This window comes from Streptomyces sp. NPDC006544, assembly GCF_040611715.1.
In the GTDB taxonomy this organism is placed as follows: Bacteria; Actinomycetota; Actinomycetes; order Streptomycetales; family Streptomycetaceae; genus Streptomyces.
On record NZ_JBEXOV010000015.1, the window covers coordinates 19911 to 36470 of the forward strand.

General features: G+C 72.7%; 16 protein-coding genes. 8 read left to right on the forward strand and 8 right to left on the reverse strand.

Annotated features, from left to right (window positions below):
* The first annotated feature begins 225 nt into the window (after positions 1-225).
* From ABZY44_RS10080 to ABZY44_RS10090, 3 genes are all read left to right on the forward strand, one after another.
* Positions 226-663 carry a gamma-glutamylcyclotransferase gene (locus ABZY44_RS10080; protein ID WP_356651862.1) on the forward strand — a complete coding sequence of 146 codons (438 nt, stop codon included), beginning with the start codon at positions 226-228 and terminating at the stop codon, positions 661-663.
* 160 nt (positions 664-823) lie between these two features.
* Complete coding sequence (locus ABZY44_RS10085; RefSeq protein WP_356651864.1) at positions 824-1630, forward strand: purine-nucleoside phosphorylase; 807 nt, start codon at positions 824-826, stop codon at positions 1628-1630.
* A gap of 38 nt (positions 1631-1668) precedes the next feature.
* Positions 1669-3327, forward strand: a complete 1659-nt coding sequence (locus tag ABZY44_RS10090; RefSeq protein WP_356652009.1) for a phospho-sugar mutase — start codon at positions 1669-1671, stop codon at positions 3325-3327.
* Positions 3328-3432: 105 nt separating this feature from the next.
* Here ABZY44_RS10090 and ABZY44_RS10095 read toward each other — a convergent pair whose 3' ends face one another.
* A complete protein-coding gene (locus ABZY44_RS10095; protein WP_356651866.1) occupies positions 3433-4200 on the reverse strand; it encodes an SDR family oxidoreductase in 768 nt (255 codons plus the stop codon).
* 124 nt (positions 4201-4324) lie between these two features.
* Between ABZY44_RS10095 and ABZY44_RS10100 the strand changes: the two genes are divergently transcribed.
* Positions 4325-5233 carry a LysR family transcriptional regulator gene (locus ABZY44_RS10100; protein WP_356651868.1) on the forward strand — a complete coding sequence of 303 codons (909 nt, stop codon included), beginning with the start codon at positions 4325-4327 and terminating at the stop codon, positions 5231-5233.
* Between the two features lie 66 nt (positions 5234-5299).
* On the opposite strand, the gene ABZY44_RS10105 is transcribed toward ABZY44_RS10100, so the two are convergent.
* From ABZY44_RS10105 to afsQ1, 3 genes are read right to left on the reverse strand one after another with little or no spacing between them, the layout of a single operon-like run.
* Positions 5300-5986, reverse strand: a complete 687-nt coding sequence (locus ABZY44_RS10105; RefSeq protein ID WP_356651870.1) for a hypothetical protein — start codon at positions 5984-5986, stop codon at positions 5300-5302.
* Positions 5970-7457, reverse strand: a complete 1488-nt coding sequence (locus tag ABZY44_RS10110) for a HAMP domain-containing sensor histidine kinase (protein ID WP_356651872.1) — start codon at positions 7455-7457, stop codon at positions 5970-5972. The genes ABZY44_RS10105 and ABZY44_RS10110 overlap by 17 nt, the downstream gene beginning before the upstream one ends.
* A complete protein-coding gene (afsQ1, locus tag ABZY44_RS10115; protein ID WP_254382550.1) occupies positions 7454-8131 on the reverse strand; it encodes a two-component system response regulator AfsQ1 in 678 nt (225 codons plus the stop codon). Before afsQ1 ends, ABZY44_RS10110 begins: the two co-directional genes overlap by 4 nt.
* Before the next feature lie 232 nt (positions 8132-8363).
* Between afsQ1 and ABZY44_RS10120 the strand changes: the two genes are divergently transcribed.
* Positions 8364-9083 (forward strand): SigE family RNA polymerase sigma factor, encoded by a 720-nt coding sequence (locus ABZY44_RS10120; RefSeq protein WP_356651874.1) that lies wholly within the window; start codon positions 8364-8366, stop codon positions 9081-9083.
* Between the two features lie 202 nt (positions 9084-9285).
* On the opposite strand, the gene ABZY44_RS10125 is transcribed toward ABZY44_RS10120, so the two are convergent.
* Positions 9286-9918, reverse strand: a complete 633-nt coding sequence (locus tag ABZY44_RS10125) for an ATP-binding protein (RefSeq protein WP_356651876.1) — start codon at positions 9916-9918, stop codon at positions 9286-9288.
* 131 nt (positions 9919-10049) lie between these two features.
* Here ABZY44_RS10125 and ABZY44_RS10130 point away from each other — a divergent pair, with 131 nt between their 5' ends.
* The gene (locus tag ABZY44_RS10130) at positions 10050-10412 is read left to right on the forward strand and encodes a hypothetical protein (RefSeq protein WP_356651878.1); all 363 of its coding nucleotides are present in this window, start codon (positions 10050-10052) and stop codon (positions 10410-10412) included.
* 151 nt (positions 10413-10563) lie between these two features.
* Here the strand turns inward: ABZY44_RS10130 and ABZY44_RS10135 are convergent, their stop codons facing one another.
* The 3 genes from ABZY44_RS10135 to deoC are packed head-to-tail and all read right to left on the reverse strand — an operon-like array spanning position 10564 to position 13881.
* Positions 10564-11484, reverse strand: coding sequence for an aldehyde dehydrogenase family protein (locus tag ABZY44_RS10135; protein WP_356651880.1), 921 nt, complete (start codon positions 11482-11484; stop codon positions 10564-10566).
* A complete protein-coding gene (locus ABZY44_RS10140) occupies positions 11477-12913 on the reverse strand; it encodes an aldehyde dehydrogenase family protein (RefSeq protein ID WP_356651882.1) in 1437 nt (478 codons plus the stop codon). The genes ABZY44_RS10135 and ABZY44_RS10140 overlap by 8 nt, the downstream gene beginning before the upstream one ends.
* Positions 12914-12918: 5 nt before the next feature.
* Positions 12919-13881: a deoxyribose-phosphate aldolase gene (gene deoC, locus ABZY44_RS10145; protein WP_356652011.1), complete on the reverse strand. Its 963-nt coding sequence runs from the start codon at positions 13879-13881 to the stop codon at positions 12919-12921.
* Between the two features lie 257 nt (positions 13882-14138).
* Between deoC and ABZY44_RS10150 the strand changes: the two genes are divergently transcribed.
* Positions 14139-15134, forward strand: a complete 996-nt coding sequence (locus ABZY44_RS10150) for a hypothetical protein (RefSeq protein ID WP_356651884.1) — start codon at positions 14139-14141, stop codon at positions 15132-15134.
* Between the two features lie 425 nt (positions 15135-15559).
* The gene (locus ABZY44_RS10155; protein WP_356651886.1) at positions 15560-16546 is read left to right on the forward strand and encodes a hypothetical protein; all 987 of its coding nucleotides are present in this window, start codon (positions 15560-15562) and stop codon (positions 16544-16546) included.
* Positions 16547-16560 lie beyond the last annotated feature (14 nt).

Consider the following 16560-nt stretch of genomic DNA (forward strand, 5'->3'; position numbering starts at 1 on the left):
CCCATTGTCCCGCACGCATCAAGGTGCTTCACCCCCAGGCCGCCGTACGGGCGCCGGCACGGCCCCGGCGCGGCCCCGGCGCGCGCAAGGCCAGGCCAGGGGCCTGCCGGCCGGTGGCGGGGCCCGCCGGTGTCCGGAGGGCGGGCCCGGCGGCCCGTCCCGGATGCCGGGCCCGGACCCGGCCGGACACGCGGCGGAGGTTGTCCCTCCCGTACTCTCGACCTCATGTCGCTCTACGCCGCGTACGCCGGCAACCTCGACCCGCGGCTGATGACGCGCCGCGCCCCCCATTCGCCGCTGCGCGGCACGGGCTGGATCAACGACTGGCGGCTGACCTTCGGCGGCGAGCAGATGGGCTGGGAGGGCGCGCTGGCGACGATCGTCGAGGCGCCGCGCCACCAGGTCTTCGTGGCGCTGTACGACGTCGCGCCGCTGGACGAGGACTCCCTGGACCGCTGGGAGGGCGTCGGGCTCGACATCTACCGCCGCATGCGGGTACGGGTGCACACGCTGGACGGCGAGGAAGCGGCCTGGATCTACGTCCTGAACGGCTACGAGGGCGGCCTGCCGTCCGCGCGCTACCTGGGCGAGCTGGCCGACGCCGCCGAGTCCGCGGGCGCGCCCCACGACTACGTGATGGAACTGCGCAAGCGCCCCTGCTGACGCCGGTCCGGGGCGGAGCCCCTCACGGGCCCCCGGCGACGGCGCCGCACGGCCCGCACGCCCTCGGGGGACTATTCGGCGGAAACGACAAGACAACGATCCGAACACCGTGAGCTGCGCCATCTACGCGCGTAGGCCCGGAGCGGCTACGCTCTTCCGCGTGAACGCATCTGTTACCGACCCCTTCGCCGCCGCCGACGCCGCCGCCGCCCGCCTGATCGAGCTGACCGGCGCCGAGACCCACGATGTCGCCCTCGTGATGGGCTCCGGCTGGGCCCCCGCCGCAGAGGCGCTCGGTGCGCCCGAGGCCGAGTTCCCGGTCACCGAGCTCCCCGGCTTCCCGCCCCCCGCCGTCGAGGGCCACGGCGGCAAGATCCGCTCGTACAAGATCGGCGACAAGCGCGCGCTGCTCTTCCTCGGCCGGACCCACTACTACGAGGGCCGCGGCGTCGCCGCCGTCGCCCACGGCGTGCGCACCGCCGTCGCCGCCGGCTGCAAGACCGTCGTCCTGACCAACGGCTGCGGCGGTCTGCGCGAGGGCATGAAGCCCGGTCAGCCCGTGCTGATCAGCGACCACCTCAACCTGACGGCGACCTCGCCGATCGTCGGCGCGAACTTCGTGGACCTGACCGACCTGTACTCGCCGCGCCTGCGCGCGATGTGCAAGGAGATCGACGAGACCCTCGAAGAGGGCGTCTACGTGCAGTTCCCCGGCCCGCACTACGAGACCCCGGCCGAGATCAACATGATCCGCGTCATGGGCGCCGACCTGGTCGGCATGTCCACCGTGCTGGAGGCCATCGCCGCCCGTGAGGCCGGCGCCGAGGTGCTCGGCATCTCCCTGGTCACCAACCTGGCGGCCGGCATCTCCGGCGAGCCGCTCAACCACGAAGAGGTGCTCCAGGCCGGCCGCGACTCGGCCGCGCGCATGGGCACGCTGCTGACCCAGGTCCTCGCCCGGATCTGACGAGCGAACCGACCGACCGACGAGAGGTAGTGCAGGACGTGCAGGACGCGCAGGACGATCTGATCGCACGGGCCCGGGCCTGGCTGGCCGAGGACCCGGACCCGGAGACGGCGGCCGAGCTCGCCGCACTCCTCGACGCCGGTGACACGGCCGAGCTCGCGGACCGCTTCCGCGGCCTGCTGCAGTTCGGCACCGCCGGGCTCCGCGGCGAGCTGGGCGCGGGCCCGATGCGGATGAACCGGAGCGTGGTCATCCGGGCCGCGGCGGGTCTCGCGGCCTACCTCAAGGCCCAGGGCCACGCCGGCGGCCTGGTCGTCGTCGGCTACGACGCGCGCCACAAGTCGGCGGACTTCGCCCGTGACACCGCCGCCGTCATGACCGGCGCCGGGCTGCGCGCGGCCGTCCTGCCCCGCCCGCTGCCCACGCCCGTCCTCGCGTTCGCCATAAGGCACCTGGGCGCCGTCGCCGGCGTCGAGGTGACCGCGAGCCACAACCCTCCCCGGGACAACGGCTACAAGGTCTACCTCGGCGACGGTTCGCAGATCGTCTCCCCGGCCGACGCCGAGATCGCGGCGCAGATCGACGCGATCGCCGCGCTGGCCGACGTACCGCGCCCCGACAGCGGCTGGCAGGACCTCGGCGAGGAGGTCCTGGAGGCCTACCTGGAGCGCACGGACGCCGTCCTGACCCCCGGTTCCCCCCGGGGCGTGCGGACCGTCTACACGGCCATGCACGGCGTCGGCAAGGACGTGGTCCTGGCCGCCTTCGCCCGCGCCGGCTTCCCGGCCCCGGTCCTGGTGGCCGAGCAGGCCGAGCCGGACCCGGCCTTCCCGACGGTCGCCTTCCCCAATCCGGAGGAGCCGGGCGCGATGGACCTGTCCTTCGCGACGGCCGCCCGGGCCGAGCCGGACATCGTCATCGCGAACGACCCGGACGCCGACCGCTGCGCGGTGGCCGTCCCGGACGACGCCTCGGCCTCCGGCTGGCGGATGCTGCGCGGCGACGAGGTCGGCGCGCTGCTCGCCGCCCACCTGGTGCACAAGGGCGCCGAGGGCGTCTTCGCCGAGTCCATCGTCTCCTCCTCCCTCCTCGGGCGGATCGCGCGGGCGGCGGGCGTCGGCTACGAGGAGACCCTCACCGGATTCAAGTGGATCTCCCGCGTCGAGGGCCTGCGCTACGGGTACGAGGAGGCGCTCGGCTACTGCGTGGACCCCGAGGGCGTCCGCGACAAGGACGGCGTCACGGCCGCCCTGCTCGTCGCCGAACTGGCCTCGGAGCTCAAGGAGCAGGGCCGGACCCTGACCGATCTGCTGGACGACCTGGCGATGGCCCACGGGCTGCACGCCACGGACCAGCTGTCGGTCCGCGTCGAGGACCTGTCGGTGATCGCCTCGGCGATGGCGGCGCTGCGCGCGCAGCCGCCTCTCTCGCTGGCGGGCCTGCGGGTCGCCTCGGCGGAGGACCTGAACCGGGGCACGGCCACGCTCCCGCCCACGGACGGGCTGCGCTATTACCTCGAGGGCGACTACACGGCACGGGTGATCGTCCGCCCGTCGGGTACGGAGCCCAAGCTGAAGTGCTACCTGGAGGTCGTGGTCCCGGTGGCGGACGCCGCGGACCTCGCCCCGGCCCGCGCCCGCGGCCGGGAGGTCCTCGAGGCGATCAAGAAGGACCTGGCGGCCGCGGCGGGCATCTGACCCGTCCGGCGCCCCCGCACGGCCCACCGGCCCCGGACCTCTCGGCCTCTCGGCCTCTCGGTCCGGGGCCGGTCGCCGTCCGGCGCCCCGGGGTGGGGCGCCGCCTCAGGAGCGGCCGGTGACGTGGCCGCCGTCCACGCGCAGGACGTGGCCCGTGACGAACTCCGCGTCCGCGAGGTAGAGGACCGCCTGCGAGATCTCCGCGACCTCGCCGACCCGGTCGAGCAGCGCGAGCCCCCCGAACGCGTCCACGTCGGCGCCCTCGTGCAGCGGCGTGCGCACGATGCCGGGCGCCACGAGGTTGACGCGGATGCCGTCGGCCGCGAGCTCCGCCGCCAGGCTCACCGTCAGCCCGTGCACACCGGCCTTGCTCGCCACCGGCGCCGAGGCCGGGAAGCCGGCCAGGCCGTGGTCCACCAGGACGGTGCCGATGTTGACCACCGCGGCGCCGCGCCCCTGCGTGCGCACCCCCCGTACAAAGGCCTGGGTGGTGAGGTAGGTGCCCTTGAGGTTGTGGGTCAGGAAGCCGTCCAGTTCCTCCTCGGTGACCTCGGTGAAGGGCTTGGACGCGAAGGTCCCGGCGTTGTTCACGAGGACGTCGACGGTTCCGAAGCGGTCGAGGGCGGTGCGCACGAGCGCCTCGCCGGTGCCCGGGTCGGCGATGTCGCCCGCGGCCCAGGCGGTGCGCTCCGGCCTGCCGAGGGCGGCCGCGGCCTTGGCGAGGCGGTCGGCGTCGCGGCCGTTGAGGACGACGTTGGCGCCGGCCTCCAGGAAGGCGCGGGCGATGTCCAGGCCGATGCCGCTGGACGAGCCCGTGACGAGGGCGGTACGGGCGCCGTGGACGGCGGTGGCGTGGGTCGTGACATCGGACATGGTGGAGGTGCCTTTCGTATCCGACCGGTTCGACCGGTCGGCGCGTCTCGCTGACACCGGAAACGTACGGCCCGTCAACTCATCACACCACGACCGATTTTGAAGCATGTGATAATCCACGGTTATGGATGTCGACCTGCGAGACCTGGAGCTCCTGGAGGCGATGGCCGAGACCGGCTCGCTGACCGCCGCCGCCTCACGGCTCTACGTGAGCCAGCCCGCCCTCAGCCAGCGCCTGACCCGGCTGGAGGACCGGCTGGGGATGCGGCTCTTCGAGCGCGCGGGCCGCAGGCTGGTGCCGAACCCGGCCGGCCGCAGGATGCTCGTCGCCGCGCGGCACGTCCTCGGTGAACTGGAGTCGGCCACCCGTGACCTGCGGGACATCCGTGACGGCAGGGACCGCCGGGTGCGCTTCGCCGCGCAGTGCAGCACCACTTTCCCGTGGCTGCCCCCCGTACTGCGCGCCTTCCGCGCACGGGAGCCGGACACCGAGGTGCGGATCGTCACGGTCCCCGACGACGCGCCGATCCCGGCCCTCCTCGCCGACCTCGTCGACGTCGCCCTGGTCACCAAGCAGGACGTGCAGATGGACCGGGTGCGGCTGAGCCCGCTGTTCGAGGACGAGATGGTGGCCGTGGTGCCCGCCGGGCACCCCTGGGCGTCCCGCACGCACGTGACGGCCCGCGACTTCACGGGCGTGGACCTGGTCCTCTACGACGTCTACGACCAGAGCCGCGCCCCCGCGCAACCGCTGCCGATCCCCCCGGGTGCCCGGCCCGCCCGCATCACCACCATGCCCCTGGTGACCGACCTGGTCATCGAGATGGCGGCGGGCGGACAGGGCGTGGCGATCCTGCCGAACTGGGTGGCCGCGCCGTACTCCTCCTCGCACGGCCTCGCCCTGGTCCGCATCGGGGCCCGGCCCCTGACCCGCACGTGGTTCTGCGCCACCCGCCCCGGCCCCCTTCCGCCCCGGCAGGCCGCCTTCGTGGAGGAGCTGACGGCCCACCTCACGGGCCCGCGCCTCCCCTGAAGGGGACGAGGCCGACGCCCCGGGGCGCGACCCGGCCGGGCCGGAGCTCCCCGCCCTCGCGATCCGTCAGGAAGGAGTCGGCAGGACCACGTCGCCCAGGGTCGGCACCGCTTCCGGGCGGGAGCGGACGGCTTCGCTGCACTCCCAGGCCCTCGGCGGGTCCGAGTCCGGGCCGCCCAGGACCACCGGCCCCGTTCCCGCGGACACGGCTTCGCTGTCCGACAGCGTGCACACGATCTGCGACAGGGCCACCGGCGGCAGGTCCTCCGGCTTGCGGCTGAGGCGGACCGTCCCGGCCGGGTCCCCGGGCCGCGGCGCGGCCGCCGTCAGCCCGGCCGGGACGCCGGTCGTGAAGCCCGCGTCCCGTTCCTGCGGCGACGGCTCCCGCTGCAGCGCCTCCAGCAGGGCCTGGCTGACCAGCACCACCACGTCCCGGGACGGCTTCTTCTCCGGCATCGGCACCACCCGCTCGACGCCGACCAGCTGGGCTCCGCAGACCAGTTCCACCGTGGCCCGGATGCCCTGCACCGCGGCCGACCCGGTCGACGGCTTGGCCGGGGTGTCGCAGGACACCCGCGAGGGCGCCGCGCCCACGTCCACCGGCACGGTGGACGCCTGGATGCCGCACCCGGCGAGGGCCAGCCCCGAAAGGGCGAGACCGCCCAGGGCCGCGACCGCCGGACCGCGCACCCGGCCACGGCTGCCACTGCGACTGCCACTGCCACTGCCACTGCGACTAAGACTCGTCTTCATGCGCGATCACCTTCCCCACGTCCATCGGCAGCCGCAGGGTGAACAGCGCACCGCCCTCCGCCCTGTTCGCGGCGGTGATGTCGCCGCCGTGGATGTGCGCGTTCTCCCTCGCGATGGACAGGCCCAGCCCGCTGCCGTCCGACTTGGGCCGCGAGGCGCTCGCCTTGTAGAAGCGGTCGAAGACGTGCGGCAGCACGGCCTGGGGGATGCCCGGACCGTTGTCCCGCACCGCGATGACCAGCCACTCCCCCTCGACCAGCACGGAGACCCGTACCGGCGAACCGCCGTGCTTGAGGGCGTTGCCGATCAGGTTGGCCAGGATCACGTCCAGACGCCGGGGGTCGAGGCGCGCCACGATCCCGCGCTCCGCGTCCAGTTCGACGGCGTCGAGCCAGGCCCGCGCGTCGATGCAGGCCGTCACCTGGTCGGCGACGTCCACGTCGTCCAGCACCAGCCGCGCCGTCCCCGCGTCGAAGCGGGTGACCTCCATCAGGTTCTCGACCAGGTTGTTCAGCCGCCGGGTCTCGCTCACGACCAGCGCGACCGCCGGTGCGATCATCGGGTCGAGGTCGTCGACCTCTTCCTCCAGCACCTCGGCGACCGCCGTCAGGGCCGTCAGCGGCGTGCGCAGTTCGTGGGACATGTCCGCGACGAACCGCCGGCTGGACTCCTCCCGCGCGCTCATGTCGGCCACCTTCTTCTCCAGCGCCTCCGCCGTCTTGTTGAAGGTGTGCGCCAGGTCGGCGAGTTCGTCCGTCCCCGACACCTCCAGGCGGTGGTCCAGCTCCCCCTCGCCGAGCCGCCGCGCCGCGTCGCCCAGCCGCTGTACGGGCTTGAGCACGGTCCGGGCCGCGGCCTGCGCGAGCAGCGCGGAGCCGAGCAGCGCGAGGCCGGTGGCGATGGTCAGCGACCAGGCCAGGGCGTTGAGGTCGTCGCGCTCCTGGGCGAGGGACTTGTACATGTAGCCGGTGGGGCCGCCGCCCACGATCCGGGTGCCGCCGACCAGGTACGGGTTGCCGTGCGGCTTCGTCCGCTGCCAGTACATGTGGTACTCGGCGTCGTTGACCGCCGTCGTCTTCTGCCGGTCGTTGACCGCGCGCTGGAGCGACTTCGGCACGTCGGACAACCCGAAGGCGTCGGGCCCGGCCGCGCCGGTCACCTTCGTGCCGTCCTTGCGCTCGCCCAGGAGCAGCACGCTGTAGCCGGGGCTGCTGCCCGCCATCATCTCGGCGGTGCGCTGCAGTTCCTCCTGTGTCGGATCGGCGGGCAGCGCGGCGGCCCGGTTCTGCATCTCCTGCCGGAAGTCGCCGAGGGCGGCGTCCTGGGTACGGTCCAGGACGGCCTGGCGGTTGAGCCAGTACGCGATCCCGGACGCGGAGACGGCGGTGGTCAGCGCGACCAGGGCGAACACGATGAGGAGCCTCAGCCGCAGGCTGGTCCAGCGCCGGCCCGCGAAGAGGGCTCTGATCACTGAGGGGAGTCCAGTCGGTAGCCGACGCCCCGCACCGTGCGGATCAGGGTGGGCGACGAGGGCACTTCCTCGACCTTGGCGCGCAGCCTCTGCACGCACGCGTCGACGAGGCGCGAGTCGCCCAGGTAGTCGTGCTCCCAGACGAGCCGCAGCAGTTGCTGCCGGGAGAGCGCCTGGCCGGGCCTGCGGCTGAGTTCCAGCAGCAGCCGCAGCTCGGTCGGGGTGAGCTGGAGGTCCTCCCCGTTCTTCGTCACCGTCATGGCGGACCGGTCGATGACCAGCGGGCCGAACACGGCGGTGTCGGTGGACTCCCGCTCGCCGCGGCGCAGCACGGCCCGGATGCGGGCGTCGAGCACCCGGCCCTGGACGGGCTTGACGACGTAGTCGTCGGCTCCGGACTCCAGGCCCACGACCACGTCGATGTCGTCGTTGCGCGCGGTCAGCAGGATGATCGGCAGCTGGTCGGTACGGCGGATCCGCCGGCACACCTCGAAGCCGTCGATCCCGGGCAGCATGACGTCCAGGACGATCAGGTCCGGCCGCTGCTCGCGCAGCAGTTTGAGGCCGTCCTCTCCCGTCGCCGCGGTGGCCACACGGTGGCCCTGGCGTGACAGGGAGAGTTCGAGGGCCGTGCGGATGGCGTCGTCGTCCTCGATGAGCAACAGGAAGGGCACGCGCTCATTCTGTCCCATCGCCCGTCGGGACTTCGACCGCCCTGCGGGCCCAATCCCGGACGGGGCACGCTCCGGGCGCTGGCGGGTGCGCGGCGCACGACGGGGCGGACGTCCGGCGCGCGCCCGTCCCGGTCCCTGTGACAGGCCTGTGACAGTCGAAGGACACCCCGGTTATCTCGGGGGGGCAGTCTTCTACCAACGAACGGACAGACTCCACGACGGGGGGCGCGAGATGAGCACGCTGCACGGAACCAAGACCAGCGCGGTTGTCACGCGGCTGCACGATGTGAACCGCCGGACGGCAGTCCGTACGGCGACGGCCCCTTCCCGGCGGCCGGCGCACGTGGTGGCCATCGACGCGAAGACCTACCAGCGCCCCTCCGTCCCCGTGCAGCGCACGGCGGACTCCGCGGACCGCGCGGACTCCTCCAACGAGGCCGAGTTCACTGCGTACGTACAGGAGCGGCGGGCCGCCCTCTACGCGACGGCCTTCCACCTGACCGGCGACCGCTACGAGGCCGAGGACCTGCTGCAGACCGCGCTGTTCTCCACGTACCGCGCCTGGGACCGCATCAGCGACAAGGCCGCCGTGGGCGGTTACCTGCGGCGCACGATGACGAACCTGCACATCAGCGCCTGGCGCCGGCGCAAGCTCAACGAGTACCCGACCGAGGAGCTGCCGGAGACGGCCTCGGACACCGACGCGATGGGCGGTACGGAGCTGCGCGCGGTGCTGTGGCAGGCGCTCACCCGGATCCCGGAACCGCAGCGCACCATGCTGGTGCTCCGGTACTACGAGGGCCGCACGGACCCGGAGATCGCCGAGATCCTGGGCATCAGCGTCGGCACGGTGAAGTCGAGCATCTGGCGCTCGCTGCGCCGCATGCGCGAGGACGAGGCCCTGAGCTTCGGCCGCGACGAGTCGGAGTCCTTCGAGGACCTGGTGGCGTAGGCCCCCTCCGGGCGGGCGCGGCCACCACGACGGGCACGGCACGACCACACAGACCATGGGGCCGGGGGGCCCGTCCCGCGGGGGTGGGACGGGGTCACGGGGGGCAAGGGGCGGGATCAAGCGGCCGGGGGTCCGTTTGATCCCGCCTTTTGGCGTTCACGGCGGCCGCGGGTCTCCGGGCCGGACCGGGCCCGGCCGGAGGCTACGCCGGGGCCGTGGTGCGGTGGCGGCCGGCCGCCGCGGCGGCGAGCCGGCCCAGGGCCTCGTCACGGCCGCACGGGTGGGCGCCCAGCGCGGTGTGGCGGGCCACGATGCCCCGCTCGGCGCGCATCAGCCGCCATCCCCTGCGCAGCAGGAACGGCACGGACTTGCGGCCCTCCCGCAGGTCCCGCGCCAGGCGCCGGCGGAACGTCGTCGACGGGCGGCCCCGCAGGCAGAGCGCGTCCGCCAGCAGCCCCCGCTCCTGACACCGGGCCACGATGTCCGCGGCGAAGATCCCCTCCGCTATGAACAGGGGCGTCCGGGAGATGTCCAGCGCCTCCGTCCCGGTCCGCGCGGAGGCCGCGATGTCGTAGACGGGCACCTCGGCGCGGCCGGCCGAGCACAGGTGCGCGATCGCGTCCACCGCCGCCTCCGCGTCCCAGGACAGCGGGGAGTCCCAGTCGATGTCGGCGGTGCCGTCGACGAGCGGGAGGGTGGGGTCGTCGCCGTCCTTGTAGAAGTCGTCCAGGCGCAGCACGGGCAGCCCGGAACGGGCCGCCAGCGACGACTTGCCGGACCCCGAGGGGCCGGTCAGCAGCACGACACGCGTAGGCAAAGGAGAGGAGCAGCTCACGGGACATCAGTGTGAACCATTACCTCGCGCAGGGGACCCATCCAGAGGCCCGTTGGTATCCAGGATCACACCTCCACTACGCTGCGTGCGCACGCGACTACCACTCCGTACGAGCCCACAGGCGGGAATCCATGGCACGTCACGCAGCCCCCAAAGCAGACCACTCCAAGGCGTTGCGCACCGCAGGCCTGACCCTCTCGATGGCCGGCGCGGCGCTCGCGATGGCCGCCGGCGGAGCCCAGGCGGGCGAGCTCTCGGTCCCGGCGGCGCTGTCCGGGGTGGCCGACCCGATCGCGAACCTGAAGGTGAACCCGCTGGCCAACACCGGGGTGGACCCGCTGGACAACGGCCTGGCCACGAAGGTCGCGGACTTCCCCGCGGTCGGCACGAGCATGGTCACGGGCAGTCTGACGCGCGGCTCGTCGGTCGGTGAACTGCCCACCGCGGCGGCGTCCTCGCTGCTCGGTCCGCTGCTGCCGGGCGCGGTGAAGTAGCGCCCTTGCCTCCACCGGGCTCGCGGGCCCCGCAGGGCCCGCGAGCCCGCGGAGCCCGCGCAGGACACGAAGGGCCCCGGCAGTGCGGGGGACACTGCCGGGGCCGGTCTTCGGGGGCCGGGTCTCGTACGGCCGGACGCGCTGGTGCGCGTCAGTACGAGGAGCCGCCCGCGCCCAGCGACCCGGTCGGGTGCCAGACGGTCTTGGTCTCCAGGAAGGCCGTCATGCGCGACGTTCCCGGGTCGGCGCTCCAGTCGTCCACAGGCTGTGGACGCAGGACGCGCTTGAGGTTGTCCGCCGCCGCGATCTCCAGCTCCTTGGCGAGCGCCACGTCGGCGCCCGCGAGGTCGATGGCGTTGACGTCCTGGTGCGAGGCCAGGTGCGGGCCGATCTCGGAGGCCTTGCCCGACAGGATGTTGACCACGCCGCCCGGCAGGTCGGAGGTGGCCAGCACCTCGCCGAGGGAGAGCGCCGGGAGGGGCGCCTGCTCGGAGGCGATGACCACGACGGTGTTGCCGGTGGCGATCACCGGGGCGATCACGGAGACCAGCCCGAGGAAGGACGACGCCTGCGGGGCGACGACCGTGACGACACCGGTCGGCTCGGGGGTGGAGAGGTTGAAGAACGGGCCCGCGACCGGGTTGGCCCCGCCCACGATCTGTCCGATCTTGTCGGTCCAGCCCGCGTACCAGACCCAGCGGTCGACGGCCGCGTCCACGACCGCCGCGGCCTTGGTCTTGGACAGCCCCTCGGCGTCGCCGACCTCGCGGACGAACTGGTCCCGGCGGCCCTCCAGCATCTCGGCGATGCGGTAGAGGATCTGGCCCCGGTTGTAGGCCGTCGCGCCCGACCAGCCACCGAAGGCCTTCCGGGCCGCGACGACCGCGTCACGGCCGTCCTTGCGGGAGGACAGCGGGGCGTTGGCCAGCCACTTGCCCTTCGAGTCGCTCACCTCGTACACCCGGCCGCTCTCGGATCGCGGGAACTTGCCCCCGACGTACAGCTTGTAGGTCTTGAAGACGCTCAGACGCCCGGCGGCGGAGCCGCCCTTTTCGACACTTCGCTCAGACATCGAGGTAGCCCTCCAGGCCGTGACGGCCGCCTTCGCGCCCGAAGCCCGACTCCTTGTAACCGCCGAAGGGCGAGGTCGGGTCGAACTTGTTGAACGTGTTGGCCCAGACGACACCGGCGCGGAGCTTGTTCGCGACCGCGAGGATGCGCGAGCCCTTCTCCGTCCAGATGCCGGCCGACAGGCCGTACTGGCTGTTGTTGGCCTTGGCGACGGCCTCGTCGGGCGTGCGGAAGCTCAGCACGGACAGCACCGGGCCGAAGATCTCGTCACGGGCGACGGTGTGCGCCTGGGAGACGTTCGTGAAGAGCGTCGGGGCGAACCAGTACCCGGAGGACGGCAGCTCGCACGGCGCGGACCAGCGCTCGGCGCCCTCGGCCTCGCCGGTCTCCGCGAGCGCGGTGATCCGGGCGAGCTGGGCGGCGGAGTTGATCGCACCGATGTCGGTGTTCTTGTCGAGCGGGTCGCCGAGGCGCAGCGTGGACAGGCGGCGCTTGAGCGAGTCGATCAGCTCGTCCTGGATCGACTCCTGGACCAGGAGGCGCGAGCCCGCGCAGCAGACCTGGCCCTGGTTGAAGAAGATGCCGCTGACGATGCCCTCGACGGCCTGGTCGATGGGGGCGTCGTCGAAGACGATGTTGGCGCCCTTGCCGCCCAGCTCCAGGGTGACCTTCTTGTCCGTACCGGCGACCTGGCGCGCGATGGCCTTGCCGACGGCGGTGGAGCCGGTGAAGGCGACCTTGTTCACGTCCGGGTGCTCGACGAGGGCCGCGCCCGCGTCTCCGTACCCGGTGAGGATGTTGACGACGCCCTTGGGCAGGCCCGCCTGGCGGCAGATGTCCGCGAAGAACAGCGCGGAGAGCGGGGTCGTCTCGGCCGGCTTCAGCACGACGGTGTTGCCGGTGGCGAGCGCCGGGGCGATCTTCCACGCGAGCATCATCAGCGGGAAGTTCCACGGGATGACCTGGCCGGCCACGCCCAGCGGGCGGGGGTTCGCGCCGTAGCCGGCGTGGTCGAGCTTGTCGGCCCAGCCCGCGTAGTAGAAGAAGTGCGCGGCGACCAGCGGAAGGTCCGCGTCGCGGGTCTCCCTGATCGGCTTGCCGTTGTCGAGGGTCTCCAGGACGGCCAGCTCGCGGCTGCGCTCCTGGATGATCCGGGCGATGCGGAAGAGGTACTTGGCGCGCTCGGAGCCGGGCAGCGCGGACCACTTCTCGAAGGCCTTGCGGGCGGCCTTCACGGCACGGTCCACGTCGGCGGCGCCGGCCTGCGCGATCTCGGCGAGGACCTCTTCGGAGGACGGGGAGACGGTCTTGAAGACCTTGCCGTCCGCCGCGTCGGTGAACTCGCCGTCGATGAACAGCCCGTAGGAGGGCGCGATGTCGACGACGGAACGCGACTCGGGGGCGGGTGCGTAATCGAATACAGATGCCATGGTGATCAGTCCACCGTCACGTAGTCGGGACCGGAGTAACGGCCGGTGCTCAGCTTCTGGCGCTGCATCAGCAGGTCGTTGAGCAGGCTGGAGGCGCCGAAGCGGAACCAGTGGTTGCTCAGCCAGTCCTCACCCGCGGTCTCGTTGACCAGGACCAGGAACTTGATCGCGTCCTTGGTGGTCCGGATGCCGCCGGCCGGCTTCACGCCGATCTGGATTCCAGTCTGCGCCTTGAAGTCGCGGACGGCCTCGAGCATGAGGAGCGTGTTCGCGGGGGTCGCGTTGACGCCGACCTTGCCGGTGGAGGTCTTGATGAAGTCGGCCCCGGCCATCATGCCGATCCACGAGGCGCGGCGGATGTTGTCGTACGTGGACAGCTCGCCGGTCTCGAAGATCACCTTGAGGCGGGCCGCGCTGCCGTCGGGGCGGACGCAGGCCTCCTTGACCGAGCGGATCAGCTCGTAGGTCTCGAGGTAGCGGCCGGCGAGGAAGGCGCCACGGTCGATGACCATGTCGATCTCGTCGGCGCCGGCGGCCACGGCGTCGGCCGTGTCGGCGAGCTTGACGGGCAGCGCGGCGCGGCCCGCCGGGAAGGCGGTGGCGACGGAGGCGACCTTGACGTCGGCGCCGTTCAGGGCCGCCTTGGCGGTGGCCACCATGTCGGGGTACACGCAGACGGCGGCCGTCGTGGGCGTGGTGCGGTCGGTCGGATCGGGATGCACGGCCTTGGCGGAGAGCGCCCGGACCTTGCCCGGGGTGTCCGCGCCTTCCAGCGTCGTCAGGTCGATCATCGAGATGGCCAGGTCGATGGCGTACGCCTTGGCCGTCGTCTTGATCGAGCGGGTGCCGAGGGAGGCCGCGCGGGCCTCCAGGCCGACAGCGTCGACGCCGGGCAGCCCGTGCAGGAAGCGGCGCAGCGCACTGTCGGACGTCGTCACGTCAGCGAATGCGGTGAGGGTGGTGGGCATGGTCACCACATGAGCATATCTACGCGCGTAGCGACCTGTCACCCCCTCCCCCCGATTCCACCTGATCCGCTATGGAATCGACACCTCCACTCCCTGTTACGCGGCCATGACAGGAAGCAAACGATCCGCACGCACGTGGTCCATACATTTGTTCCCAGCAGCCCCGCCCGAACCTCACCCGGACGACAACCCGACAGAGACAACGCGGCATGCGGCTCTCCTTCCTCATCCCTCGCCCCATCGCTCCAGGAGTCGTCATGCGTACCGCCGCCCGCACCGCCCTCGCCACCGCCGTGCTCGCCGGGGCCCTCCTCGCCCCCGCCGGAGCCGCCTTCGCCGCCACCGGGTCGGCGGCCGCGGCCGCGTCGTCCTCCGGGGCCGCGTCGCCCTCCGTCCCCGACCGCTACGCGGGCACCCCCGTCTCCATCGACAAGGGGATCGTCGCGGTGCTGCGCTACAGGTCCGAGGGCCCCGAGGCCTGGATCCGCGCGGTCTCCCCCGACTGGAAGCCCGGCGACACCTACACGGGTGACGTCCTGCTCACGCTGGACGACGAGCACCGCACCGGTTCGGTCGAGGGTCTGCAGCTGAAGCTCGTGGAAGGCGAAGAGATCCACGTCCAGAGCCTCGTCGTGACCAAGAACGGCAAGACCAGTTCCTACGAGCTGCCGCACGGCCAGGGTTCGGAGTGCGGGAGCGAGCCCGTTTCGCAGCCCATCGGGGCGGGCGCACTGGCCCGGCTCATGATGACCCCGAACGGCCCGGTCGCCCAGCTGGAGTTCGCCGAGGAAGGCCCCGATGCGGAGCACACGAGCCTGACGCGCGCCGTGCCCTCCCTGCCGGAGGGCGCCGGGATCATCGCCCGCATCCTGAACCCGAGCTCCGCCGAGCCGGTCTTCGAGTGGAAGACCCAGGGCGGCGACATGCCGTACGGCCACGCGGCCTTCCCGAAGCTGCCCAAGGGCTGCACGTTCGACTACACGTTCCAGAAGCCGACCCAGAAGCCGCAGCCGGACCCCAAGCCGTCCGCGAAGCCGTCCACGAAGCCGTCCGTCGCGCCCGTCGCGCCCAGGCCGCAGACCGGCGGCCAGACCACCGTCGTGCCCAAGGGCCCCGTGGCCGCGGGCGCCGAGATCACCGCCGACGACGACAACAGCATCACGACGGCCGCCGGCGCCGGGCTGGTCGCGATCCTCCTCGCGCTCGGCACCACCTTCATGGTCCGCGCCCGCAAGGCCCGCTCCCGCGGCTGACCCCGGCCCGCACAACCCGGCCTCGCGCCCCGGCGGGCCACCCACGCGGTGGCCCGCCCTTGCGCGTTCGCCGGGCCACCCGCCGTCCTTCCGCCGGCCCCGGCCGCGCGGCATCAGGGCGAACCTCGCCCCCGGGCCCCTGAAGCATGAGCAGATCTGCGCGTGGAGCCGTGTCACCCCCCTCCCCCGATTCAGGGCATTCCTTAGGGAATGCCCACTTCCGTTCCGACACCCGTTCGCCCGTTACACGCCCATGACAGGAGGCGGATCATCCGGCCGAACAAGATCAATAGATTTCTCTTCAGCAGCCCGCCACACCTGACCCGGCCGAAAGAGACCGACCAGACTCGACGCGGCATGCGACTCTCCTCCACCTTCCTGCCGATCAGGGCCCACCGGGCCGACCACGCGCTCCAGGAGTCGTTATGCGTTCCGCCCTTTCCCTCCGCACTTCGATCGTGACCGCGGCCCTCGCGGGCGCGATGCTCGTACCGGCCGCCGGCGCCGCGTTCGCCGCGCCCGCCGCGGCGCCGCAGGCGGTGACATCGACGGAGGCGGCCGCGTCCGAGACCACGAAGGTCGTCATCAGCGAGCACCTGGTCGCGCTCATGAGCAACTCCGTGGCGGACGGGCCCTCCGTGGAGATCCGGGTCGTGGACGCGGACGGCACGACGCACCCGAAGCCCCTGGCCTCGCTGAACCGGTCGCACGCGCAGGCGTCGGAACAAGGGATGGTCTTCACCCTCGCCAAGGCGGACACCGCCGAGGCGGTGCTCACCGTGTGGGATCAGCACGTCACCAAGTCGTTCCCGCTGCCGAAGGCCACGGGGCCGGCCGCCACGTGCATCTCCGCAGTCGAACGGGTCGACATCGGTGAGGGCAGCGTCGCCGACCTGACGATGTCGCCGGAGGGACCCCAGGCCGTCGCGCACTCCGCCGACCCCTCCCAGACCTGGTCACTGACGCTGACCCGCACCGACCCCACGGGCCGCGACCTGCGCATCGTGAACCCGAACGGCGCCCACCCGGTCCTGGAGTGGTGGCACCCCCAGGGCGGCGTCCACGCCCCCGTCCCGCTCGGTCACGCCGGCTTCCCCGCGCTCCCCGCGGGCTGCACGCCCACCTACAAGGTGCACGACGACGAACCCGCCCCGAAGCCCATCCCCTCAGCCGCCACCCCGGCCGCCCCGAAGCCCGCCGCGTCCGCCGCGTCCGCCGCCACCCCGGCCGCTCCGAAGCCGCAGACCGGCGGCCAGACCACCGTCGTGCCCAGGGGCGGGGTCGCGGCGGGTGCCGAGATCGCCGTCGAGGACACCGACGACACCACCACCGTGGCGGCCGGCGCCGGACTGATGGCGATCTTCGGGGCGCTCGGAGCCGTCATGGTCCTGCGCCGCCGCGCCCAGGACTGACGCCCCCCTGTTCC

Bases quoted from the DNA above. Each gene is read 5' to 3' on its own strand.
- ABZY44_RS10080 (WP_356651862.1), top strand. From the start codon at position 226: ATGTCGCTCTACGCCGCGTACGCCGGCAACCTCGACCCGCGGCTGATG.
- ABZY44_RS10095 (WP_356651866.1), bottom strand. From the start codon at position 4,200: ATGTCCGATGTCACGACCCACGCCACCGCCGTCCACGGCGCCCGTACC.
- ABZY44_RS10100 (WP_356651868.1), top strand. From the start codon at position 4,325: ATGGATGTCGACCTGCGAGACCTGGAGCTCCTGGAGGCGATGGCCGAG.
- ABZY44_RS10105 (WP_356651870.1), bottom strand. From the start codon at position 5,986: ATGAAGACGAGTCTTAGTCGCAGTGGCAGTGGCAGTGGCAGTCGCAGT.
- ABZY44_RS10120 (WP_356651874.1), top strand. From the start codon at position 8,364: ATGAGCACGCTGCACGGAACCAAGACCAGCGCGGTTGTCACGCGGCTG.
- ABZY44_RS10130 (WP_356651878.1), top strand. From the start codon at position 10,050: ATGGCACGTCACGCAGCCCCCAAAGCAGACCACTCCAAGGCGTTGCGC.
- ABZY44_RS10135 (WP_356651880.1), bottom strand. From the start codon at position 11,484: ATGTCTGAGCGAAGTGTCGAAAAGGGCGGCTCCGCCGCCGGGCGTCTG.
- ABZY44_RS10140 (WP_356651882.1), bottom strand. From the start codon at position 12,913: ATGGCATCTGTATTCGATTACGCACCCGCCCCCGAGTCGCGTTCCGTC.
- deoC (WP_356652011.1), bottom strand. From the start codon at position 13,881: ATGCCCACCACCCTCACCGCATTCGCTGACGTGACGACGTCCGACAGT.
- ABZY44_RS10150 (WP_356651884.1), top strand. From the start codon at position 14,139: ATGCGTACCGCCGCCCGCACCGCCCTCGCCACCGCCGTGCTCGCCGGG.
- ABZY44_RS10155 (WP_356651886.1), top strand. From the start codon at position 15,560: ATGCGTTCCGCCCTTTCCCTCCGCACTTCGATCGTGACCGCGGCCCTC.